This window comes from Methylocella tundrae (genome assembly GCF_038024855.1).
Lineage (GTDB): Bacteria > Pseudomonadota > Alphaproteobacteria > Rhizobiales > Beijerinckiaceae > Methylocapsa > Methylocapsa tundrae.
Genome location: NZ_CP139088.1, coordinates 188,540 through 212,097, shown reverse-complemented (window position 1 = coordinate 212,097; position 23,558 = coordinate 188,540). Strand labels below are relative to the sequence as shown.

Below are 23,558 nucleotides of genomic sequence, written 5' to 3'. Positions count from 1 at the left end.
GCCGGCGGCGTTCGGGCTATGCGAATCCAGCCACTTCATGCGGCGTGTAGGGCGCTTCGAGCGCCGCGATTTCCTCCGGCGTCAGATTGAGCGAAAAGGCCGCGATGGCGTCGCTCAAATGATGCGGTTTCGAGGCGCCGATGATCGGCGCCGTAACGGCGTTTTTCTGCGCGACCCAGGCCAGAGCCACCTGCGCGCGGGGAACGCCGCGCGCTTTCGCAATCTTGCCGACCGACTCGATAATCTGGCGATCGGAATCGGTTATATGAGCGTAGAGAATTTTGCCGAACTCATCAGTCTGCTGGCGCTCGCTCGTTTCGTCAAAGGCTCGCGTCAAGCGGCCGCGGGCGAGCGGAGACCAGGGCAACACGGCAACATTCTCATCGGCGCAAAGAGGCAACATCTCGCGCTCCTCCTCGCGATAGAGAAGGCTCACGTGATTTTGCATGCTGACGAATTCGGTCCAGCCATTGAGCCGCGCCGTATAGAGCGCCTTGGAGAATTGCCACGCATACATTGATGAGGCGCCGATATAGAGCGCCTTTCCGCTTTTCACGACGTCGTGAAGCGCCTCGAGCGTTTCTTCGATCGGCGTCCCATAGTCCCAGCGATGGATCTGATAAAGATCGACATAGTCCGTGCCGAGCCGCTTCAGGCTGGCGTCAATCTCGGTGAAGATGGCTTTTCGCGAAAGGCCGCCGCCGTTCGGCCCAGGACGCATGCGAACATACACCTTCGTGGCGAGAACGATCTCGTCCCGGCGCGCGAAATCCTTGATCGCGCGGCCCACGATCTCCTCGGAGGATCCGTCCGAGTAGGCATTGGCCGTATCCAGAAAATTGACGCCGAGTTCGATCGCCTGCTTGATGATCGGCCGGCTTTTTTCTTCGTCGAGCGTCCAGCTGTGGGGGCCCCGATCAGGCTCGCCAAAGGTCATGCAGCCGAGGCAAAGCCGCGAAACCTCAAGTCCGGTCGAGCCGAGCTTTACATAGTCCATCGTCAATACTCCTGACGGCAAGGCTCAGGTCAAAGAGCGCCTTGATCACATGCGCGCCGCCGGTTGGCAAAACACTTTCGCCGGAGCAACGCGCAAGCGCCGCAGCAGAAGAGCGCCGCCGCAGCGGGAGAATGCGCTCAACTGGAGTCACGTCCTCTCAAGCCGTTGTTAGAACAGTCTGAGGCTTTCCGGCATCGTGCTTTAGCGCCAAAGGTTCGTGCGCGCGAGATCGAGCACTTCGTCGGCGCGCCCGTTCATCACCGCCTTCACCATGTAAAGCGTGAAGCCCTTGGCCATCTCGGCCGTCACTTTCGGCGGCATGGCGAGCTCCATCCGGTTCACCACGGCGTCGATGAGCACTGGACCTTCATGAGAGAGCGCCTCGGCGACGCCGGCTTCGACGCTTGCGGGATCCTCAAGCCTTATTCCGCGTATGCCGACCGCTTCCGCCATAGCCGCGAAATTCGGGTTCTTCAGCTCGGTCCCGGTGTCCACGAAGCCGCTCGACTTTTGCTCGAGTTCGATAAAGCCCAGCGAGCCATTGTTGAACACAACGACTTTCACCGGCAGGCCAAGCTGCGCGAGGCTGAGAAAATCGCCCATCAACATGGTGAAACCGCCGTCGCCCGAGAGCGAGATCACCTGACGTTTCGGGAAGGCGGATTGCGCGCCGATGGCCTGCGCCATCGCATTCGCCATCGAGCCGTGCCAGAACGACCCGATGAGCCGACGCTTGCCATTCATCGCGAGATAGCGAGCGGCCCAAACGGTCGGCAGACCGACGTCGCAGGTGAAGATCGCGTCATCCGACGCGAGGTCGCTGAGGGCGCGGGCGACCTGCTGCGGATGGATCAGTCCTTTGCCGCGGGTTCCGCGCGCCTGATCGTCAAGGCCCTGGCGCGCCTTGCGATAATGCTCCTGCGCCTGATCGAGACGCTTGCGGTCGGTCTTTTCCTTAAGCAGCGGCAACAAGGCTTCGAGCGTCGCTCCGACGTCGCCGACGAGGCCGAGATCGACCGAAGCCCGGCGGCCGATCTGTTCCGGCCTGATGTCGATTTGCGCGATGCGCGCCGCATCGGCCTTCGGATAAAATTGGCGATAGGGAAAATCGGTCCCGAGCATCAGAAGAACGTCGCAATCATTCATGGCGTAATAGCCGGACGAAAAGCCGATGAGGCCCGTCATGCCAACGTCATAAGGATTATCCCATTCGACGTGTTCCTTGCCTTTGAGCGCATGGACCATCGGCGACTTAAGCCGCTCGCCGAGCGACAACAGTTGATCATGCGCGCCCTGACAGCCGGAGCCGCATAACAAAGTGATCCGCTCGGCGCCGTTCAGCAAGTCCGCCAGCTGCTGCAGCTCCGCCGGCCCCGGCCTCACCACAGGCCGGGGCGCGAGCAGGCCCGCTGGCTTTGCCGTCGGCGCGTCCGACGCGGCCTGCAGCGCGACGTCGCCAGGCATCACCACGACTGAAACGCCGCGCTTGGCGACAGCCGTGCGAATGGCGATTTCGAGCACGCGCGGCATCTGGTTGGCGCCGGAAACCAGTTCGCAATAATCGCTGCATTCGCGGAACAGATCCTGCGGATGAGTCTCCTGAAAATAACCCGAGCCGATTTCAGCGGAGGGGATCTGCGCCGCGATAGCCAGCACGGGCACGCGTGAGCGATGGCAATCGAACAGACCGTTGATGAGATGCAGATTGCCGGGTCCGCAGCTGCCGGCGCATACGGCGAGCTCGCCGGTCAGATGCGCTTCCGCGCCAGCCGCGAAGGCTCCAACCTCCTCGTGGCGCACATGAATCCACTCGATCTTGCCCTGGCGGCGCATGGAATCAGTCAGGCCATTCAGGCTGTCGCCGACGATGCCGTAAATGCGCTTCACGCCGGCGGCGGCCAGCGTTTCAGCGAATTGATCCGCTACAGTCTTCATGATCCCATCCCTTAAAGCTTGCATCAACGCGGAGAGTGAGACCGGGGCGCCGTCGCTTCCGCGAGAGGGTAAGTCGTCGAGCTATCACCTGTTACTGGATCGAGGCTTGTCCTTGAAAGCGTGACCGCTGCCCCTGCTTTTGTCCACGAATGCTGATAACGGTCAAGTTGCAAACGCGGACGCCTCGTATAACCTTGTCAGCGGCAATGTGGGCCATCAACTCAAATTCTCGCATTTGTTTAAGCCACCCTTCATCCTCCCGAGAATAAGGGCCTGATTGCGGAAATTCGTGAGATTCGAAAAACGCGGCGGCCGCCCGAAGGATCCGCGCCGCGATCCAAGACGCCCGAGTTGATTGTCGGGACCTTTAGCGAGCGTAATACAAGGAGGAGACATATGGCGACCGGACCTGACTTCAACAGTCCAATAGAAACCGATCTGACCGACTTCAACCTCATCAATACGCCTATGCTGAACAAGGGAACCGCCTTCACGGAGGCGGAGCGCGGCGTCTTCCATCTGCATGGGCTGCTGCCGCCTCACGTTGGCGCGCTGGACGAGCAAGTGGCGCGCCGCCTTAAGGTCTTGCACGCTTTTGAAACGGATTTCGAGCGTTACGCTTTTCTGCGCGATTTGCAGGATACCAATGAGACGCTGTTCTATGCTCTGCTGGTGCGCAACCTTGAGGAGATGCTGCCGCTGGTCTACACGCCAACCGTGGGCGAGGGATGCCAGCGCTTCAGCGAGATCTGGCGCAAGCCGCGCGGCGTGTTTTTGAGCTATGCGAACAAGCATCGCATTCGTGAGATCCTTTCAAATCCACGCTTCGATCATGTTCGCGTCATCGTGGTAAGCGATGGCGAGCGCATCCTCGGCCTCGGAGACCAGGGCGCCGGCGGCATGGGCATACCGATCGGCAAGCTGTCGCTCTATACGGGCTGCGCCGGCATTCACCCCGACATGACGCTGCCGATCCTGCTCGACGTCGGGACCAACAACAAGGAGCGCCTCGCCGATCCGCTCTATGTGGGCTGGCGGCATGAGCGCGTGACCGGCGCGGAGTACGACGATTTCGTCGAAGCTTTCGTCGAAGCCGTCGCCGATCGCTGGCCGGACGTTCTTCTCCAATGGGAGGATTTCGCGGGATCCAGCGCCAGCCGCCTGCTCCTGCGCTACCGCGACCGGCTCTGCACCTTCAACGACGACATCCAGGGCACCGCCGCCGTCGCCGCCGGAACCCTTCTGGCCGCGATCAACGTGACTGGCGTGAAACTGACAGAGCAGCGCATTGCTTTTCTCGGCGCCGGCTCGGCCGGCTGCGGCATCGCGTCTCTCATTTTGCAAGCGATGATCGATGATGGCGCGAGCGAGACGGAGGCGCGCAGCCGCTTCTTCATGGTCGACCGCAACGGTCTCCTCATCGAGGGCATGCAGGGGATCACTCCGGCCCAGACGCCCTTCGTGCAGAAACGGGAGGCGGTCGCCGGGTGGTCCCGGCAGACGCCAAACGAGATCAGTCTCCTCGACGTCGCGTCAAACGCCAAGCCAACCGCGCTGATCGGCGTTTCGGGCCAGGCCGGCGCCTTTGCCGAGGCTGTCGTTCGCGCGATGGCGCAGCATGTGGAAAGGCCTGTCATCTTCCCGCTGTCCAATCCGACCTCGCGCAGCGAGGCGACGCCGGAACAGCTCATCGCCTGGACTGATGGACGCGCGCTGATCGGCTCCGGCAGTCCCTTCGCGCCCGTCGAATGGAAGGGCAGGACGATCCCGATTGACCAGACAAACAATTCGTACATCTTTCCGGGCGTCGGGCTCGGCGTCCTCGCTTCCGGGGCGCGAAGAGTGACCGATGCGATGTTCATGGCCGCGGGCAAGGCCCTCGCCAAAATGTCGCCGACGATAGACGACAAGAACGGACGGCTGCTGCCTACCGTCGATCGGCTGCGCGCGGTGTCGCTCGCTGTCGCGAACGCCGTCGCGCGTCAGGCTCAGGCCGACGGCGTCGCCGATCGGTGCGACGAAGCCGCCTTGTCGGGGCGCATCAAGGCTTACGTCTGGGAGCCTCAGTACCGGCCCTACCTCAAGCGTGGTTGAGCCGTTCCGATATTGATCGCCCGGCCGCCCTTGCCGTGCGGCCGAGCGTCCCGGCAAAACCCTCGCCGCGGCGCTCTCAGCGGCTCCAATCACACATCCGCACAAGTTCGGGAAACATACAATGAACGATCTTCGCACGGAAACCGACAGTCTCGGAGAGGTCCTGGTGCCGGCCGACAAGCTCTGGGGCGCGCAGACGCAGCGGTCTCTCGAGCATTTCAGCATCGGCAAGGATCTGATGCCGCGCGAGATGATCACGGCTTTCGCCATTTTGAAGAAGGCGGCGGTCATCGCAAACAAGGCCGGCGGCCGGCTCGATGAGCAAAAACACGGGTTGATCATCAAGGTCTGCGACGAGATCCTCGCCGGTCAGCATCAGGAGATGTTCCCGCTGCATGTCTGGATGACCGGCAGCGGCACCCAGTTCAACATGAATGTGAACGAGGTGATCGCAAATCGCTGCTCCCAGCTCGCGGGAACGCCGCTCGGCAGCAAGACGCCGGTTCATCCGAATGATCACGTCAACATGTCGCAATCGTCGAACGACACATTTCCGTCGGCGATGTATATCGCCGCCGCGGTGAATGTCGCGCACCGGCTGATCCCGGCGGTGAAAGAGCTGCGCGACGCGATCGCGTCAAAGGCCGCCGAATGGGCCGATATCGTCAAGATCGGCCGCACCCATATGCAGGATGCGACGCCGATCACGTTGGGCCAGGAATGGTCCGGCTACGCAGCCATGCTGGAGGACGATCTCGAACGCATCGACGACGCGCTGAAGGGCGTCTACCGTCTCGCGCTCGGCGGCACGGCGGTCGGCACGGGAATAAATGCCGCGCCCGGATTCGCGGAAGCCGCGGCGGCCGAAATCGCAAAGCTGACGGGCCTGCCCTTCGTCACCGCGCCGAACAAATTTGCCGTGCAGGGCGCACATGACGCCCTTGTGCAGCTCTCCGGCACGTTCCGCACGCTCGCCGTCTCGCTCTACAAAATCGCGAACGACATTCGGCTGATGTCTTGCGGCCCGCGCGCCGGCTTCGCCGAGCTGGTCATTCCGGAAAATGAGCCTGGCTCTTCGATCATGCCGGGCAAGGTCAATCCGACGCAGGCGGAGGCGCTGACCATGATCGCCGTGCAGGTCATGGCAAACGACGTGGCCGTCGGCTTCGGGGGCGCCGGCGGCTACCTCGAGATGAACGTCTATAAGCCGCTGATGATCCACAACATCATGCATTCGATCACGATCATGACGGACGGATGTGTGAACTTCCGCAAATTCCTCGTCGAGGGGACGAAGCCGAACCTCAAGCAGATCAAGGGTTATGTCGATCGTTCGCTGATGCTCGTCACCGCGCTCGCGCCGGTGATCGGCTACGACAAGGCCTCAATGATCGCGCATTACGCCATGGATCACGATTTGACCCTCAGGGAAGCGGCGCTGAAACTTGAGTTGGTCACCGAACAGGAGTTCGACCGCATCGTCGATCCCGCCAAGATGGTGAAGCCTTATGTCGCCACTGAGTAAATGGTCGGCTCGCGCAGAAGGGTCGGGGGACGGCTAAGGAATGTCCGATCGTTCTGGCCAGCTTCTGCCCGCGGTCTCGCCGCCGCCAAAGCGCGTAGACCCGCCACAGCGGGAGGCTATGGATATAGTGTTGGCTTGCGCCAGGCTCCTGTTCGTCAATGGTCAGACAACGGAACACACGATCGCGGGCGCGACGCGCCTTGCGCAAGCATTCGGCTATCGCGCGACCGTCTTTGTGCATTGGGGCGAATTGACCTTGCGCATCGAGGACGACGCCGGCGCCTTTATCGACATGATCGAGGCCGCGCCACTCGGCGTCGACATGAACAAGGTCGCCGCGACCACGAACTTGATCGACGCGGTTTGTGAAGGCCGCGCAAGCGCGGCGGCGATGCGACCGGGAATAGAGACGATCGCGTGCCTGCCGCCCGTTTCGCTATGGCGCTTCACCTTGCTGGCGGGCGCGGGAGCGGCGGCGCTCGGGGTGATTTTTGGCGCGACTCATTTCTTAAGCCTCATCCTGATCGCGCTCAGCGCCGGCGCGGGAGCCTTGTTGCGGCGCGGCCTGACGCTGGCGAGCCGCAACCCGTTTGCGCCGCCTTTCTGCGCCGCCCTGCTCGCCGGCGTCGTCGGCGCGATCGTCGTGCGGCTCGATCTCAGCTCCACGCTTCGGCTCATCGCCGTTTGCCCCTGTATGGTGCTTGTTCCCGGGCCCCATCTCCTCAATGGCATGCTCGATCTCGCCAGGGCGCGCATCGCGCTCGGCGGCGCCCGCATCGGCTTTGCCAGCCTCATCATTTTGATGATTTGCGCGGGGCTTCTTGTCGGGCTTGCGCTCGGCGGAACGAGCCTGCCCGTCTCGGGCGCCTCGCGTGCGGTTCCGCTCGGCTATGACATAATCGCCGCGGGCGTCGCCGTCGCGGCCTATGGCGCTTTTTTCTCCATGCCGTGGCGAATGCTGCCGATACCAATTTTGGTCGGAATGCTGGCGCATGCTTCTCGCTGGGCGATGCTTGCGATAGCGGGCGCCAGCGCCGAGGCGGGAGCGTTCGCCGCCTGCCTGATCGTCGGAACCATTATGACGCCGATCGCGGATCGGCTCCGATTGCCGTTCGCGGCGGTCGCTTTCGCCTCGGTCGTGTCCCTCATACCCGGCGTCTTTCTGTTCCGAATGGCCGGCGGGCTGGTCGATCTGATGAGCCTTGGCCCTGACGCGCCGCCCCACCTGCTGGCGGCCGCCCTCACCGACGGCGCGACGGCTTTCCTCATCATTATCGCAATGGGTTTTGGCCTCATCATTCCAAAATTGTGCATCCAATATTTTGTGGCCGCTTTCGTGAAGCCCAAATCGCCCCGCCTTCGCAAAGACGCCGCGTAGCTCTTAATGAGCCTCGACCGGCGCCTTTGATCGCGGCGGCCTGCGTAACAGCGTGATCGCCGCGAGGCTGACTATGAGCCCGACGCCGACGACCCAGAAAGCGTCGGAATAGGCCGTTACGTAAGCCTCCCGGCGAACCTGCGTCGCGATCGACGCCAGCGCCTGCGCCCTGGCGATGATGGGATCGGCGATGACGCCCCGCGCTCCGGCCATCAGCATGGCGATCCGCTCCTGGGTCCGCACGGCGTTCTGCGTCATCCCTTCGGCAAGAATCGAGAAGTGGAAATGTTCGCGCCGCTCGATGATCGTCGAAAGCAGGGCGATGCCGACTGATCCGCCAAGATTGCGCATCATGTTTGATAAGGCCGACGCGTCCGCCGTCTCCCTTGGAGGAAGATTGGCGGTCGAAAGCTGCGACAGCGGGATTGAAAACAGCGGCTGGCCGGCGGCGCGCAAAAGCTGCGGCAGGATCAACTGGTCCATGCCGACGTCATGGGTCAGGTTCACATTGATGAAGCAGCTCGACGCAAAAAGCAGCGTGCCGACGACGACGAGAATGCGCGGATCGACCCGCTTCATGAGGAACGGCATGGCCGGAAACAAAACCAGCTGCGGCAGTCCGCTCCACATCACGACGTAGCCGATCTGCTCGGCGTTATAGCCTTGAATTTGTGCGCAGTAGAGCGGAATGACATAGGTCGAGCCCAGCGAGACGGCGCCAAGCACAGCCATTAAGGCGCTGGAGGCGCCGACCGTCCTGTTGCCGAGCACGCGCAGGTTGATGAAAGGCCTCGCCGCCGTCAGCTCGCGCAGAATGAAAAGCAGGACGCCGGCGCCCGCCGCGATCGACAATCGGATGATCATATCCGATTCGAACCATTCCTTGCGCTGGCCTTCCTCGAGCACGAAAGTGAGGCTCGAGAGTCCGATCGCCATCGCGGCGATGCCGAACCAGTCGCCCTTTGGCAGTTCGGCCCACCGGGCGGCTTGCTTTGGCAAAGCTGTGAGCTGGATGACGGCGGCGATCGGCCCCGGAATAAGGTTCAGGTAGAAAATATAGTGCCAGGAAAAACTATCGGTCAGCCAACCGCCAACCGTCGGGCCGAGGGCTGGAGCAAGGGTCGCCGTCAGTCCGAAGAAAGTGATGCCGACCCCTTGTTGCGACTTCGGCAGCCGCGTCCGGACGATGGTGATGGCCGTCGGGATGAGGACGCCGCCCGTAAACCCCTGCGCGGCGCGGAAAATAATCAGTTGCGGCAACGACGTCGACAAGGCGCAAGCAATCGAAAAGACGACAAAAAGGCTCGTGTTGACCGAAAGGTAGCGGCGAAGGCCAAAGATCGACCCAAGCCAGCCCGTGAGCGGAATCACGATGATCTCGGCCATCAGATATGCGGTCGAAATCCAGCTCCCTTGCTCCGCCGACGCGCCGATCGCGCCTTCGATGTCGGCCAGCGACGAATTGGTGATCTGGATGTCGAGAATGGCGGTGAAGGCCCCCAGAATGGCGCCGGCAACGGCGAGCCAGTCCCCGGCGCTCGCCTTCGCCTCCTCACTCCCGCTCATCGTCCGCCTTCAACGCGATGGCGCCGGCGTGGTCCTTTCCGGGCCGCGCGCGCGTGTCGATCGTCGCCTCAACCGAGAGCCCTGGCCGCAGGCGCTGAATCAAGGGATCATCGCCGTCAAGGATGATCTTCACCGGGACGCGCTGCACGATCTTGGTGAAATTTCCGGTCGCGTTCTCCGGCGGCAGCAGCGCGAATTGCGCGCCTGTCCCCGGCGCAAAGCTGTCGATGCGGCCATGAAACACGTGATCGCCATAGGCGTCGACGGTGAAGGACGCGGGCTGTCCCTCGACCATCGCGCCGACCTGCGTCTCCTTGAAGTTGGCGATGAGATAGATCGATTTGCCCATCGGCACGATCGTCAGGAGATTGGCGCCTGGCTGGACGAGCTGGCCCTTGCGCAGCGACCTGTCGCCGACGACGCCGTCGATCGGCGCTCTGATCGTCGTATATTCGAGATTGAGCTTGGCCTGATCGAGATTGATCTCGGCTCGCTGCAGGCTGGCGCGCGCGGCTGCCTCGAGGGAATGCAGGGCGTCGGTCTGTTTCTGGGCGGCGTCATAGCTGGCTCGCGCCTTGTCGAGCGCAGCCTGCTTCTGCAGAAGGTCCGAGGTCGCCTGATGCGAGCGCTGGATCGTGCCGGCTCCGCTGTGCAGAAGGTCGCCATAGCGCTTTTGCTCTTCCGTTGCGAAATCAAGCGCCGCCGTCATTGTGGCGACATCCGCTTTTGCTTCCTCGATCTTTGCCTGTTGCTGGATCAGCGCCGCGGCGACTCCCTCAAGACCGGCCTTCGATCTGTCGAGATCGGCCTGCGACTGAAAAAGAGCGATGCGATAGTCACGCTCGTCGATCCGCGCCAGGACCTCGCCCGCCTTCACCGGCTGATTGTCCGAGACAAAAACCTCGGCGACGAATCCCCCGACTTTCGGCGCCGCCACAACCTTGTCAGCTTGCAAAAACGCGTTATCGGTCGTCTCCTCAAAACGGCCGGCCGTCCACCAGCGCCAGCCGAACCAGCCAGCGGCGCCGAATGCGAGCAGGAGCGCAATGACGGTCAATAGGCGTTTGCGGCGGGATCGAACGGGCCTCTGTCGAGAGCCGGCCGCGGCTTCGCCCTCAGAAGGAGGGACAGATGTCGGAGCGCCCTCGCGCAAACGAATGATAGCCTCGGCGTCCCTCACGGGCGTATTTTCAGGGGAAAGTGATCGGGTGCGAGGAAGAGAACTTGCGGATGAATCCATGAGTCTGCCATAATGGAACGGAACGGTACCGTTTTATACCGGCGGCTGACATTCGGCAAGCCAGGATTTCGAGACATGCGATGAAAACGACTTCAACAGACGGGCGCGGCGAAGGACGGAGGGACGATTCCTCCCCACGGAGCGGGCGCCCAACCAAGGCGGCGGCGGCGCAGCGGGATGAACGCCTGCTGGAGATCGCAACCGACATGTTCCTGAAGCATGGTTTCGACGGGACGTCGATGGAGCGCCTGGCCGAGGCCGCCATGATCGGCAAGGCGACGCTTTATGCGCGCTATGCCGATAAGGGTCAGTTATTCGCCGATGTTCTGCGCCGGCGCATCCTTACGATCTACGCCCCCATCGAGGCCGAATTCGCAAAAGGCCTCAGCGGCAAATCCCTGGAAGAAACGCTTACGATTCTGGCGCTGCGCTTTATCGATTCATCCCTGTCGCCAGCATCAATCGCTCTCCTTCGTATCCTCACGGCACAGAGCGAGCGTTTTCCCGAACTCGGCAAGCTCGCCGTAGAGGAAGGAACAAACCGGAAGATCAGGCTTGTCGAAGGCATCCTCACGCGCTTTTCCGCCGGGCGCCGTTTCGCGATCGACGATATGGCGCTCGCCGCGGATCTGTTCCTTGGCATCGTCCTCGGACGGGTCTCGCGCATAGCCTTGCTCGGCGTCCAGATGGACCCCGAAGCGCTCGATCGCCAAACCCGCGAGGCCGTGCGGATATTTGTGCGGGGCCTTGTCAAGGATGACTGACGAGTCGTTGACGCAATATACTGGAGCTGGCCTCCTGAACTCGCCTTTTTGAAGGCCAACTCGCCATGATCTCGTCGAAACGCGCGCGGCGCCCTTCATCCAAATTCGTGATCTACGCTGCGATCGTCGGCAATCTTCTTGTCGCCGCGACGAAATTCGTCGCCGCCGCCCATACCGGCAGCTCCGCGATGCTGAGCGAAGGCGTGCATTCGCTCGTCGATACCGGAAATGAACTGCTGCTTCTTTATGGCCTTCATCGCGCGACGGCCCGGCCCGATCGCCAGCATCCTTTAGGTTACGGCCGCGAAGTCTATTTCTGGAGTTTCGTCGTCGCGCTTCTGGTTTTCGCGCTCGGCGCCGGGATCGCTTTTTATCAGGGCGTGGCCCAGGTCATTGCTCGGGAGCCGATCGAGAACCCGTCCGTCAACTATATCGTGCTCGCTTTTTCGGCGATGTTCGACGGCGCGACGTGGTGGATCGCGTTGCGTAATTTCAAAGGCAGAAAGCCATACGGCGCGCTGTTCCGCGCGGTGCGGGACAGCAAGGACCCGCCGTCCTTTATGGTTCTCTTTGAGGATAGCGCGGCTCTCATTGGTCTTTTAATCGCCTTCGCCGGGTGCTTTCTGTCAGTCAGTCTGCGCAGGCCCGAATTGGACGGCGTCGCCTCGATCCTGATCGGCGTCGTGCTCGCCCTGACCGCGGTGGTGCTGGCGCGCGAAACCAAGGGGTTGCTCATCGGTGAATCCGCTGACCCTTCAATCATCGATGCGATCCTGCGCCTTGCCGGCGAGATCGACGGCGTCGCCAACGCCAATGGCGTGCTGACGATCCATTTGGCGCCCGATCAAATTCTCGTCGCGCTCAGTCTCGAATTTGCGGACAATTTGACGACGCCGATGATCGAAGCCCGCGTGCTCGAGTTGGAGCAGCGCCTGCATGCGAGCCACCCTTCCGTCGTCGCGATTTTTGTCAAGCCGCAAACGCCCGACTCTTTCAAGACGACCTTCGAGCGCCGGTTTGGCCAATCCCCTCCGAAAAGACAGCCTTTGCGTCGGGGCTCGGAAGCTGAACATCGCGGCAATGACGACATCCGGCGCGATGTTCTGGATTGAACTTGAAAAAGACCCTTCGGGAGCCGCCGTTCAGGCCTCGGCGTGCGCCGGCTCCTTGACGCGGAACATCGCGACATAGAGCGCCGGCAGGACGATCAGCGTCAGCATGGTTGCAACGAACAGGCCGCCCATGATGGCGAAAGCCATCGGGCCCCAGAACACCGTCGGGGCGATGGGAATGAAGCCGAGCACCGTCGAAATCGCCGTCAGCATGATCGGGCGAAAACGTGAAAGCGTGCCCTCGACGACGGCGTTCCAGACGTCGCGCCCCTGCGCCCGCTCGGTCTCGATCTGCTCGATGAGGATCACCGCGTTGCGCGCGATCATGCCCATCAGCGCCAGAATGCCGAGGATGGCGACGAAGCCGAGCGGCCGGCCGGAAATCAACAAGGCCGCGACGATGCCGATGAGGCCCATCGGCACGACGCTCACGACGAGAGCCAGCCGGCTGAAGCTATGTAGCTGAGCCATCAGGAACAACACCATCAGGAACAGCATCAATGGAACCTTGGCGAAGACCGAGGCCTGCGATTGCGCGCTTTCCTCCACTGTGCCGCCGACGTCGATATGATAGCCTGCCGGAAGGCTTTCGCTCAGCTTCTGCACAACGGGAGCGAGCGAGCGGACAGCGGTTTCAGGCGTCGCGCCAGCCTGCACGTCGGCCTGCACCGTCAATGTCGGGACGCGCTGGCGCCGCCAGATCAAGGGATATTCCTGATCGAAGTCGAAGGTCGCAACCTGGCTCAGCGGCACCATGCGTCCGTTCGGAAGCGGCAATTGCAGCGCGCGCAGAGTTGACAGCGAAACGCGCTGCTCGTCCTTCGCCCGCACGACGACGTTGACGAGATAGATGCCGTCCCGCACCTGCGTGATCGGCGTTCCGGTCATCACCGTATTCAAAACCTCGGCGAGCGCCTGCGAGCTCAGGCCCAGAAGCCGCGCCTGATCCTGATCGATCTTGATGCGAACCTGCCGCGACGGCTCGATCCAGTCAAAGTTGACCTCTTTGACATGCGCATCCGCGCCCATTGCCTGAGCAAGCCGCAAGGCGATCGCGCGCACCTGCTCGATGTCCGGGCCGCTGACCCTGTATTGCACCGGCCAGCCGACAGGCGGCCCAAGCTCCAGCGGCGACACCCGGGTGACGGCGCTCGGCAGCTGCTCGGCGAGCTCCTTCTCCAATTTCGCATGAAGCCGATCGCGCGCCGCCACATCCTTGGCGACGACGACGGCCTGCGAGAAGAAGTCATTGGCCAATTGCACATTGAGCGGAAGATAGAAGCGGATGGCTCCGCGTCCGACATAGGTGCTCCAGCTGGCGACGTCGGGATCACCCTTCAACATCGCATCGAGTTTCGCCGCGGCTTCATCGCTGGCGAAGATCGACGCGTTTTGCGGCAGCGTGAGATCGACGACGAGCTCCGGGCGGTCGGATGCCGGAAAAAACTGCCGCGGCACATAGGGCATCGCCAGGATGGAAGCGACGAAACAGGCCAGCGTCACGGCGATGGTGAGCCAGCGCATCCGCATCGCGCCAAGAAGAATGCTGCGGAAAATGCGCAGGACCAGGCCTTGTTTCTCGGGGGCCCCAGCCGCCGGCTTCTTGAGAAGGGCGACGCCAAGCAAAGGCGCGAACAGAACGGCGACGAACCAGGAAACGATCAGCGCGATGGTTACGACGGCGAAAATCGAGAAGGTATATTCCCCCGCGGCGCTGCGCGCGAAACCGATCGGAACAAAGCCGGCGGCGGTGACGAACGATCCCGTGAGCATGGGGAACGCCAGCGTCTTATAGGCGAAAGTCGCCGCCTGCTCCTTGCTGTCGCCCTGCGCGAGACGCGATGTCATGACGTCGACGGTGGTCATCGCGTCATCGACCAGAAGGCCGAGCGCGATGATCAGCGCCCCGAGGGAAATGCGCTGGAGGTCGATGCCGAGAAATTCCATAATCGGGAAAATGATCGCCATCGTCAGCGGAATCGAGAGCGCCACGACCGCGCCGGGCCGGAAGCCGAGGCTGACGATGCTCACCGCCATGATAATGGCGATCGCCTGCCAGAGCGATTCCATGAATTCGCCGATGGCGGTTTTGACGACGACCGGCTGATCGGACACAAGCGTCGCGTCGATGCCGAGCGGCAGATCGGCGACCGTCTGATTGATCGCAGTTTTCACGTTGCGGCCGAGCGCCAGAATGTCGCCGCCATCGCGCATCGCTATGGCGAGGCCGATCGCCGGCTTGCCGTTGACGCGGAACATCGGTTGCGGCGGGTCGGAAAAGGCGCGGCGCACCTCGGCGATATCGCGCAGCCGGATCATCCGGCCGTTCGACAGAAAGTTGACGTCGAGAATGTCTTGTTCGGAGCGAAAGGCGCCGGAAACCCGGAGCGAAAGCTTTTCGGCGCCGGTCTGGATGGAGCCTGACGGGCTCACCGCGTTCTGCGCCCGCAAGGCCGCGATCAAAGCCGCCCGGTCGATGCCGAGCCCTGCAAGCTGTTGGATCGAGAATTCAACGAAGATCTGCTCGTCCTGCGCGCCGAGGATATCGATTTTCGAGACGTCCGGAACCTGCAGCAAGCGCGAGCGAATGTCCTCGACATAGTCACGCAGCTCACGATGAGTGAAGCCGTCCGCGGTAAAGGCGTAGATCAGCCCATAGGTGTCGCCGAAATCGTCGTTGAACCCGGGGCCGATGACCCCGACCGGGAGGGTGTGGCGAATATCGCCGACGTTTTTGCGGACCTGATACCAGATGTCCGGCACTTCGGCGGCTGTCGTCGATCCCTTGAGAGTAACGAAGATCGTCGTAAGGCCGGGCTTCGTGTAGCTGCGCAGGAAATCAAGACCTTTGGTCTCTTGCAGCTTGCGCTCGAGCCGTTCCGTGACCTGCTGCAGCGTTTCGTCGAGCGTCGCGCCGGGCCAGGAGGCCTGCACGATCATCGTCCGGAAAGTGAAAGCCGGGTCCTCGCTGCGGCCAAGCCGGAAGTAGGAGGCAAGTCCGGCGACAGTCACCGCGATCATCATGAAGATGACGAATGACTTATGCTTCAGCGCCCATTCGGAGAGATTGGGACCCATTACGACGCCGACCCCAGAAGACGGATCTTCTGACCCGGATGAAGCGCCTGCACCCCGGCGGTGACGACAATCTCGCCGCCTTCGAGCCCTTGCGAAACGACGACCGATCCAGGATCGAAACGCTGCACGTCGACGTTGCGCAGCGAAACGGTGAGGTTCGAGGGATCAACGATCCAGACGGCGGGCTGGCGATCGCTATTCGTGAGGGCGCTCGCCGGAATCGAGATGCCGGGCGCCGACTCCAGTTGCATACGCCCGGTCACCGTCGCGCCGAGCCGCATCGCGGGCGGCGTGTCGATCAGGCTGACGCGCACCCGGAACGTGCGGGTGACGGGGTCGGCCTGCGGATCGACCTGCCGCACGCGACCCTGCGCCGTCACGGACGGATCATCGGTCAAGGTCACGATGACTTTCGGATTCGGCGGCGCGGATCGTATCACCTGGGCCGGCACGTCAAATACGGCGTCGCGCCCGTCCTGCCGGGCGACCTGGAAGATCATTTGCCCCGGCTGCACCACTTCGCCCGACTCGGCGCCTCTGGCGGTGATCGAACCTGTCACATTCGCCTTGAGCTCCGTATAGCTTACGCGATCCTCGGCGATATGCAGCTGCGCGTGCGCATCATCGACCTGGGACTGCGCCGTGCGCAGCCCCTGCTCCGCCTGATCGAACAGGACCTTGGTCGTAAACCCGCGCTGCAACAAGGTATTCTGGCGATCGAAGGTGTTTCGGGCCTGCACCAATTGTCCCTGCGCGGCGGACAGAGCGGCCTGCGCGGAGCGCAGGGCGTTTATCTCGTTCTGCGGATCGAGTTTCGCCAGCACCTGATCAGGTTCGACATGATCGCCGACGCCGGCCAATCGTTCGATGATGCGGCCCCCGATGCGAAAGGCGAGCGAGGCCTCGTTCTCGGCCAGGATTTGTCCGGTCAGCACGACGGTTTCGCCGACTTCGCTCTTTTCGACGGTCACGGTTCGCACAGGCCGCGGCTCTGGAGCTTTGGCTTCCCTCTCCTGCTTGCACCCGGCAAGAAGCAGCGCGAACGCCGGCGAGGCCAGCAGCGCGAACGCCAGGCCGCGTCTTGTTTTAGGAGAGATAGTGCGGGCCAAAGTGCCGTCCTCTAACTGGAATATCTCAAATCATCAGGAGCAGCCGGCGCGCGGCGCTGCAACGCGCCGGTTATAGCTTTCCGGGCCCGGCGTGGGATGAGCATCAAATCCCATTGCTAGGCCTAAAATCCCAAATCCTAGCGCAAACATTGACCGCAATGGGAGTGAGCCGCATGGGCCGTCAGACATGAAGACCCCGCAGAACATCGCCAAGTTTGCCCGTCGCTGCGGGCCACGCACGCCTTCCCGCCTGCGGCGCGGGCAGACCAATCACGCCGGCGGCGCGCGCCGCGCTGGGGCTATAACCGAATTCTTTTTTGAAGGATCGGCTGAATCCGGAGGCGTCGCTAAAACCAAGCCCCTCCGCAATCTGCACGATCGGGCGATCATTGCGGCGATCGGAGAGCCGTTCATGCGCTTTCTGCAGACGCTGGCGCTGGACCGCGTGCGCGACGCCGCCCGAAGGCTCGAAAAGGCGATAGAGCCGCGAGCGGGAAACGCCAAGCGAACGGCATAAAAGGTCCGCCCCGAGATCGGGCGAGCCGAGATTGGCTTCGATGATCTGGCGCGCCCGCTCCAGCAAGGTCGTGGCGATCGCATTCTGCGCGGCCGCCCTGTGATCGAGCGTCGGCGCGAGGCAAGCCATGATGATGGAGCGGGTCGCTTCATCGATCTGCGGCAATTCCGCCCGCGTCATGCCGGGGAGTCGACGCTGGAGCGAGACCACGAAGTCAGCCAGAACCGCGCCAAGGCCCGCATCCGGAATGACATTGTCCGCCGCGTCAATCATGTCCGTCATGCCTCGGAAGACATCGCGGGGGACGAACAGAGAGAGTACGTCGGAATCCGCCGCCGCGCCTTCAAAAGGACGCCCCAGCGAGCGAAATCCAATCAGCCGCGGCTCCTCGCGGCCGGCATGGCCGGCGCCGGAGTTTTGCACCACCACCACGAGGCACCAGTGATCGAGCGGGTCCTTATCGAGATGGCGCCATGTGCGTGAAACGCCGCGCGGCATGGTCGCCCGCGTAAGCGCGAAACGACCAAGGTCCCAGACCTGCTGCTCAGCTTCAAATCCCTGATCGCGCGGTTCGAGAAGGGAAAGATCTACTGTTGAGGAAATAAACTCGCGCCATCCACCGAATTGTTCCTGTTCAGGAAGATCTTTCGTGGAATAGGTTAAATGTGAAATAAGATTTGGCGAATTATGGTCGGATGCGTCTGGCGAGGTTCGGGGTTGTTCGACCACCGTCGATCTCCTTCGACTCCTGAAGCTCCACATATAGACTCGATAAGCTTTGCCTTTCAAGCTGCTAATCAGACTGCCAAGGCGGCCGGCGCGACCCCGGCAACTTTGCCTTTCGAGGGTTGCAAAGTTCCAGAAACTAAGCTTCGCTCTCGCTGCTTGGCCCCATCGCGGGCGTCTTCTGGCGTTTAATCTCGTCCAGACGACCTCGTCGCGCTCACGGACTTTCGATGACGACGCTCGAAGCCCCCGGCTTTCTCACCTTCACAATTTCGATCATCGTCTTCTTTGTTGGCGCCGGGCTGAACCGCCTGATCGCCCCGCTTCGGCGCTGGAGCATTCCGGACGCCGTAACCGGCGGCTTGCTCGCGGCCCTCGCGACGCTCGTCGCACATGAGGCGTTCGGACTCGAAATCATTTTCGATCTCGACGCCCGCGACATGCTTCTCCTTTATTTCTTCACTGGCATCGGTCTCAACGCCAAGCTGGGGGATCTCCTCGTGGGCGGTCGCCCCCTGCTCATCCTGTTGGGGCTGACGCTCGTATTCCTCGTGATCCAGAACCTCATCGCCGCCGGAAGCGCCACGGCGCTCGGCCTGCCCGCGGGAATTACTGTTCTGCTCGGCTCGGCGTCGCTCATCGGAGGGCATGGGACCGCCATCGCGTGGGCGCCGCTGATCGCCCAGCGATTTGGACTGGCCAACGCCATGGAGATCGGCGCCGCCGCCGCCACGCTCGGCCTTGTGATCGCAAGCCTCATCGGCGGCCCTGTCGCGCGCTTTCTGATTTCGCGCCATAAGCTCCACGGCCTCGAGGACGCCGCGCCCATGTTCGGACTTCCCGACGAGGAAGCCAAAGACGATTTGAACCATATCAGCCTGTTGTGGACCGTGCTGATCCTCAATGTGGCGATACTCATCGGCTTTATCGTCCATGAAGCGCTCGTCGGGCTCGGATTGAAGCTGCCCCTGTTCGTCGCATGCCTGTTGACCGCCATCGCAATCACCAACATCACGCCGCGACTGCTGCCGCGATTGCAGTGGCCGGCGCGCACGCGTTCGCTCGCGCTCGTCTCCGATCTCGCGCTCAACGTCTTTCTCGCGATGTCCTTGATGAGCATGCAGCTCTGGACGCTTGGCGGCCTTGGCCCCGCCCTCGCCGCGGTTCTGACGCTGCAGACCATCGCCGCCATCGTCTATATCGTGTTCGTAGTGTTTCCGGCGATGGGCGGCGACTATGAAGCTGCGGTCATCGCGGCCGGCTTCAGCGGCATCAGCCTCGGCGCGACGCCAACGGCGATCGCCAATATGACCGCCATCACGAAAGCCCATGGCGCGGCTCCAACGGCCTTCATTATTTTGCCTCTGGTGTCGGCCTTCTTCATCGACATCGCCAACGCCACGGCGATTGGCGTCCTCGTCAGGTAAGGTTTCGTTGGGAGCGCTCGGCGCGGCCCTCACGCATCGAAAAGACGAGGCGAGCTGAAGAGACCGGCTTCTGCTCTACGAGCCCTTCGACGCTTCTGGCCGGCCGATGATCCGCGCCCGCTGCCAAGTCAAACCGCGGCTCCAGCTCTGCCTTGGCCACTGACGGCGGCAGGACAAAGTCATAAGAAAAGCCCTTCGCGTCCCTTTTTCCCCGCGTTTTTGGATGCAGTCATCCGCCGCGACACTGTTGCGCGCGTGTTTCAAATCGCTACGCCGCTACAGCATAACATTTCATGTTAATATCAACAATTTCGTCAACACATTGATTTGGATCAAATTTCCCTTCTGGCCCGACCTTTGCTGCAAGTTGGCGCCGATAAATGACGGGCTGATCAATGCGCCGCAAATTCGGGAGGGGATTTTATGCGTCAATCGCCGCGTATGTTTCGGAGTCGGCGCCGTATGGCCCGCACTCTGTTTTGCTGCCTTGTCGGCGCTGGGGTAATGGCGAACGCCGCGCGGGCCGACACAACCGACGACCTGATCGAGCAGCTCAAGGCCAAGGGTATTTTGTCCAAAGGCGACTATCAAAAGCTGAAGCAGCGCCGCGCAGTTGAGGCCAAGCGCAAATCCGCAGAACCAAGCCGTCAAGCCGTCGTCAGCAAAGGGGCTCCGATATCGGCAGATCGCTACATCACCGCCCTCGATAAGGGCGTTGGCGTGCGCGTCGGCGACGTCGACGTCAAGATATCGGGCGGCATAGATTATTTTTCGGTCGAACAATTCAAGGGGCAGACCACCGGCACAGCAACGGCTGGCGGCGTGGTTGGCGGCCTCGTCAACATCGGAACCAGCATCTACAACAACAGCAATTCCATTCGCGGCGGCATGCTTGGCAGCTCGCTCGTCGTCAGCCTCGCGACAAATCAGATGGGATATGATATCGGGGCGACATTCGGCGCCTACAGCGTCGGCACGAATATCAACGTCGGGGCGTCGCCTTTCAACGCGAATAGTTTCGGCTATGCAACGGCGCTCGGAACGCCGTCCATCGACATGCGTCAGATTTTCGGAACGATTGGCGCGCCAGACGTCGGCACCTTCAAGATCGGCCGCGATCTCGGCTTTTTCGGCGGCGACGTGATCCTCTATGATGCGATGCTTCTCGGCGTCGGCCTGCCGTTCAGAAATTCGCAGCCGGGCTTCACCTCCGGTCATATCGGCAGCGGCTATGTCTATGCCGATTGGATTCCGCAGATCAGCTACACGACGCCAACATTTTATGGCCTCACCGCCTCGGTCGGCATCTTCACGCCCTATGATCAGCTGGCTGTGTTTACCGGGACGGACTCAGGCAATCTCACGGCGCATGACCAGCCCATGTTTCAGGCGCGGCTGAGATATACGGGCGAGATCGCGCCAGCGGTCAAGTTGACGGCCTGGACCGCCGGCATAACCGAGCAGCAGCGCTCCGAAGGATTTGGCGTCGGCGATGCATTGCCGGTTGGGCAGGCCATCCGAGCCTCCGCAATCGATGGCGGCCTGAAGCTTGACGTCGGCGACGCGAGCTTCCTCGGCTACGGCTACTACGGCAACGGCCTTGGAACCAGCGTGCTGTTCTTCGACGGCATCAGTCCAAACGGTCAGAAGCGCGACTCCTACGGCTGGTTGACCCAGGGCAGCTACACCTTCTTCGACAAACTGACGCTGGGCGCGAATTACGGCATCAGTTACCTTCAGGCCAATAGCTACGACGCCACCCAGAACTACGACGCCTATATGCTTCGATCGTATGAATCCTATGTCGCCTTCGCGCGCTATCAATTGACTTCGTGGGTCATGCTGGAAGCAAATTTGTTTCGTGGCATTGCAAGAAACCAATCCGGTGGAACATTCAGTTCAAACGCTCTCGCTGTCGGCACGCTGTTTTCGTTTTGACGCGTCGCAAGCTTGACGCAAGAGAAACCGTCCGGGTTTTAATCTTCCTCCCCCCTCGACGCCGGATGGTCCGCCATCCGGCGTTTTTTTTGCGCGCCCTCGCCTTCGATGCGGCGACGCACAACGAACGTCCAAGAGCGAGATCCCGATGGCCCCGCGGCTGATGACTGTCGCGACAATGTTTCACCTCGCAACACTCGGACACTGAAGCGCACAGCCGCCGCGCGCCACTTTGTCTCTACATAATTGATTTATAACACGTATCTCTTTTGGCACGAGTGTTGCGGTCATATCGTGGGCGGCGCTGTGACAAACAAAAACATCCAGCGCTGCGCTTCGAGCCGAACGGAGCTTGAACCGGCCTACGGAGAAACGTCCGAGAGCAGCCATGCGACAGGCCGCTCCAATCGTGCATAAAGGGAGGACTTAGAATATGTCACTGTCGTTAAGCAGTATTACGCAACAGAAAGGCATGCCGATCGCCGAGGCGACGCGCAGGATCTCCGATCTCGGCTGGACGCCTTCCTATGTTCAGGAGGCGATGACATTTCCGACGGACTATAAGATTTCGAAACATCCCAAGGACCCGATGAAGCAGGTCCTTCGCTCCTATTTCCCGATGCAGGAAGAAAAGGACAATCGGGTTTACGGCGCTCTCGACGCCGCCCTGCGCGGCGACATGTTCAGCAATGTCGAGCAGCGCTGGGTCGAATGGATGAAACTGTTTCTGGCGATCATTCCGTTCCCCGAGATTTCCGCGGCCCGCTCCATGGCGATGCTCGGCCGTCTTGCGCCAGGAGATGATCTGCGCACCGGCTTCACGATGCAGATGGTAGATGAATTCCGCCATTCCACCATTCAGATGAACCTGAAGAAGTGGTATATGGAAAATTACATCGATCCGGCGGGCTTTGACATTACCGAAGCCGCCTTCGGCAAGTGCTATGCGACGACGATCGGGCGTCAGTTCGGCGAAGCCTTCCTGACCGGCGACGCCGTCACCGCCGCGAATATCTATCTCCAGGTCGTCGCCGAAAGCGCGTTCACCAATACGCTCTTCGTCGCCATGCCGTCGGAAGCCGCGCGCAACGGCGACTATGCTTTGCCGACGGTCTTTCTTTCGGTGCAATCGGACGAATCGCGCCACATCGGCAACGGCCATTCCTTCCTGATGTCGGTCATCAACAACCCCGACAATCACCTGCTTCTCGAGCGCGATATTCGTTACGCCTTCTGGCAAAATCACGGAATCGTCGACGCCGCCGTCGGCACCATCGTCGAATATGGCACCAAGCATCGGGACAAGAAGAAAGAGTCCTACGCCGAGCTCTGGCACCGTTGGATCTACGAGGATTACTACCGTACCTATATGCTTCCGCTCGAAAAATACGGCATCAAGATCCATCACGACGACGTTCACGCCGCCTGGGATCGCATCGTCAAGCAGGGCTATGTGCATAAGGTGGCGCAGTTCTTCTCCGCCGGGTGGTGGGCGAATTTCTGGCGCCTCGAAGGACCGGACGAGCGCGATTTCGAATGGTTCGAATATAAATATCCGGGCTGGTACAATGAATATGGGGCGTGGTGGGAGAACTACCGCAAGCTCTCAAAGCCCGGCAGCGTGCCGATCACCTTCGCCGACACCGGCTACGTCTATCCGCACCGCTGCTGGTCAAACCTCGTCCCCGCCGTCATTCGCGATCAGTTCACGACCGACGTCGTCGACGGACAACTCTACACCTATGGCCACGAAGTCGACCGCTGGACACACAAGGAGGCCTTCGCCGCCGAATACCAGGGCCGTCCCACGCCGGCGATGGGCCGCTTCAGCGGCAAGCGTCAATGGGAGGAGCTCTATGACGGCTGGGACGTCGCCGACGCAATCAAGGACATGGGCTTCGTGCGTCCCGACGGCAAGACGCTGATCGCTCAGCCCCATTTGTCTCTCGAGGAGAAGGACATGTGGACGCTCGATCACGTGCGGGGCTACACGATCAAAGCGCCGATCACGGCGTTGCGCGCGCTCTCGCCCGCCGAACGCGAGAAGCACATCGCCGAATATCGAAAGGGCTTCACTATCAAGCGTCTCTGATTTCAGACCTCCTGAACCGGCGCAGGCACAGCAGCGTCACGCCGCTGTCCTGCGCCGGTC

Annotated in this window: 15 protein-coding genes; 8 read left to right on the top strand and 7 right to left on the bottom strand. The window is 61.6% G+C overall.

The genetic code is table 11. The features are described from left to right. Positions 1–16: 16 nt before the first annotated feature. The gene (locus SIN04_RS01910; protein WP_134492932.1) at positions 17–997 is read right to left on the bottom strand and encodes an aldo/keto reductase; all 981 of its coding nucleotides are present in this window, start codon (positions 995–997) and stop codon (positions 17–19) included. A 201-nt stretch (positions 998–1,198) separates the two neighbouring features. Continuing rightward, complete coding sequence (poxB, locus tag SIN04_RS01905; protein WP_134492930.1) at positions 1,199–2,932, bottom strand: ubiquinone-dependent pyruvate dehydrogenase; 1,734 nt, start codon at positions 2,930–2,932, stop codon at positions 1,199–1,201. Between the two features lie 396 nt (positions 2,933–3,328). Between poxB and SIN04_RS01900 the strand changes: the two genes are divergently transcribed. The 3 genes from SIN04_RS01900 to SIN04_RS01890 all read left to right on the top strand — a co-directional run bounded on the left by SIN04_RS01900 (position 3,329) and on the right by SIN04_RS01890 (position 7,929). Beyond that, positions 3,329–5,026, top strand: coding sequence for an NAD-dependent malic enzyme (locus tag SIN04_RS01900; protein ID WP_134492928.1), 1,698 nt, complete (start codon positions 3,329–3,331; stop codon positions 5,024–5,026). Between the two features lie 121 nt (positions 5,027–5,147). Further along, complete coding sequence (gene fumC / locus SIN04_RS01895; RefSeq protein ID WP_134492926.1) at positions 5,148–6,551, top strand: class II fumarate hydratase; 1,404 nt, start codon at positions 5,148–5,150, stop codon at positions 6,549–6,551. 40 nt (positions 6,552–6,591) lie between these two features. Then, complete coding sequence (locus SIN04_RS01890; protein WP_244606032.1) at positions 6,592–7,929, top strand: threonine/serine ThrE exporter family protein; 1,338 nt, start codon at positions 6,592–6,594, stop codon at positions 7,927–7,929. Positions 7,930–7,932: 3 nt separating this feature from the next. Here SIN04_RS01890 and SIN04_RS01885 read toward each other — a convergent pair whose 3' ends face one another. Both SIN04_RS01885 and SIN04_RS01880 read right to left on the bottom strand, forming a co-directional pair. Continuing rightward, positions 7,933–9,495: an MDR family MFS transporter gene (locus SIN04_RS01885; RefSeq protein ID WP_134492924.1), complete on the bottom strand. Its 1,563-nt coding sequence runs from the start codon at positions 9,493–9,495 to the stop codon at positions 7,933–7,935. Continuing rightward, positions 9,482–10,552: an HlyD family secretion protein gene (locus SIN04_RS01880; RefSeq protein WP_244606031.1), complete on the bottom strand. Its 1,071-nt coding sequence runs from the start codon at positions 10,550–10,552 to the stop codon at positions 9,482–9,484. The genes SIN04_RS01885 and SIN04_RS01880 overlap by 14 nt, the downstream gene beginning before the upstream one ends. 263 nt (positions 10,553–10,815) lie before the next feature. Here SIN04_RS01880 and SIN04_RS01875 point away from each other — a divergent pair, with 263 nt between their 5' ends. Together SIN04_RS01875 and SIN04_RS01870 are read left to right on the top strand one after the other, a co-directional pair. Beyond that, on the top strand, positions 10,816–11,499 hold the full coding sequence (locus SIN04_RS01875; RefSeq protein WP_322847389.1) for a TetR/AcrR family transcriptional regulator: 684 nt from the start codon (positions 10,816–10,818) through the stop codon (positions 11,497–11,499). Positions 11,500–11,564: 65 nt separating this feature from the next. Next, entirely contained in the window at positions 11,565–12,611 is a 1,047-nt protein-coding gene (locus SIN04_RS01870; protein WP_134492918.1) for a cation diffusion facilitator family transporter, read from the top strand. 30 nt (positions 12,612–12,641) lie between these two features. On the opposite strand, the gene SIN04_RS01865 is transcribed toward SIN04_RS01870, so the two are convergent. The 3 genes from SIN04_RS01865 to SIN04_RS01855 all read right to left on the bottom strand — a co-directional run bounded on the left by SIN04_RS01865 (position 12,642) and on the right by SIN04_RS01855 (position 18,044). Further along, positions 12,642–15,689, bottom strand: coding sequence for an efflux RND transporter permease subunit (locus SIN04_RS01865; RefSeq protein ID WP_322847388.1), 3,048 nt, complete (start codon positions 15,687–15,689; stop codon positions 12,642–12,644). Further along, positions 15,689–16,786 carry an efflux RND transporter periplasmic adaptor subunit gene (locus SIN04_RS01860; RefSeq protein ID WP_134493201.1) on the bottom strand — a complete coding sequence of 366 codons (1,098 nt, stop codon included), beginning with the start codon at positions 16,784–16,786 and terminating at the stop codon, positions 15,689–15,691. Before SIN04_RS01860 ends, SIN04_RS01865 begins: the two co-directional genes overlap by 1 nt. 193 nt (positions 16,787–16,979) lie before the next feature. Then, positions 16,980–18,044, bottom strand: coding sequence for a helix-turn-helix domain-containing protein (locus tag SIN04_RS01855; RefSeq protein WP_166796058.1), 1,065 nt, complete (start codon positions 18,042–18,044; stop codon positions 16,980–16,982). 227 nt (positions 18,045–18,271) lie between these two features. On the opposite strand from SIN04_RS01855, the gene gltS reads away from it, so the two are divergent. From gltS to SIN04_RS01840, 3 genes are all read left to right on the top strand, one after another. Then, positions 18,272–19,468, top strand: a complete 1,197-nt coding sequence (gene gltS, locus SIN04_RS01850; protein ID WP_322847387.1) for a sodium/glutamate symporter — start codon at positions 18,272–18,274, stop codon at positions 19,466–19,468. Positions 19,469–19,930: 462 nt separating this feature from the next. After that, positions 19,931–21,406 (top strand): porin, encoded by a 1,476-nt coding sequence (locus SIN04_RS01845; RefSeq protein ID WP_244606030.1) that lies wholly within the window; start codon positions 19,931–19,933, stop codon positions 21,404–21,406. Between the two features lie 433 nt (positions 21,407–21,839). Then, positions 21,840–23,498, top strand: coding sequence for a methane monooxygenase (locus tag SIN04_RS01840; protein WP_134492912.1), 1,659 nt, complete (start codon positions 21,840–21,842; stop codon positions 23,496–23,498). Positions 23,499–23,558: the final 60 nt, after the last annotated feature.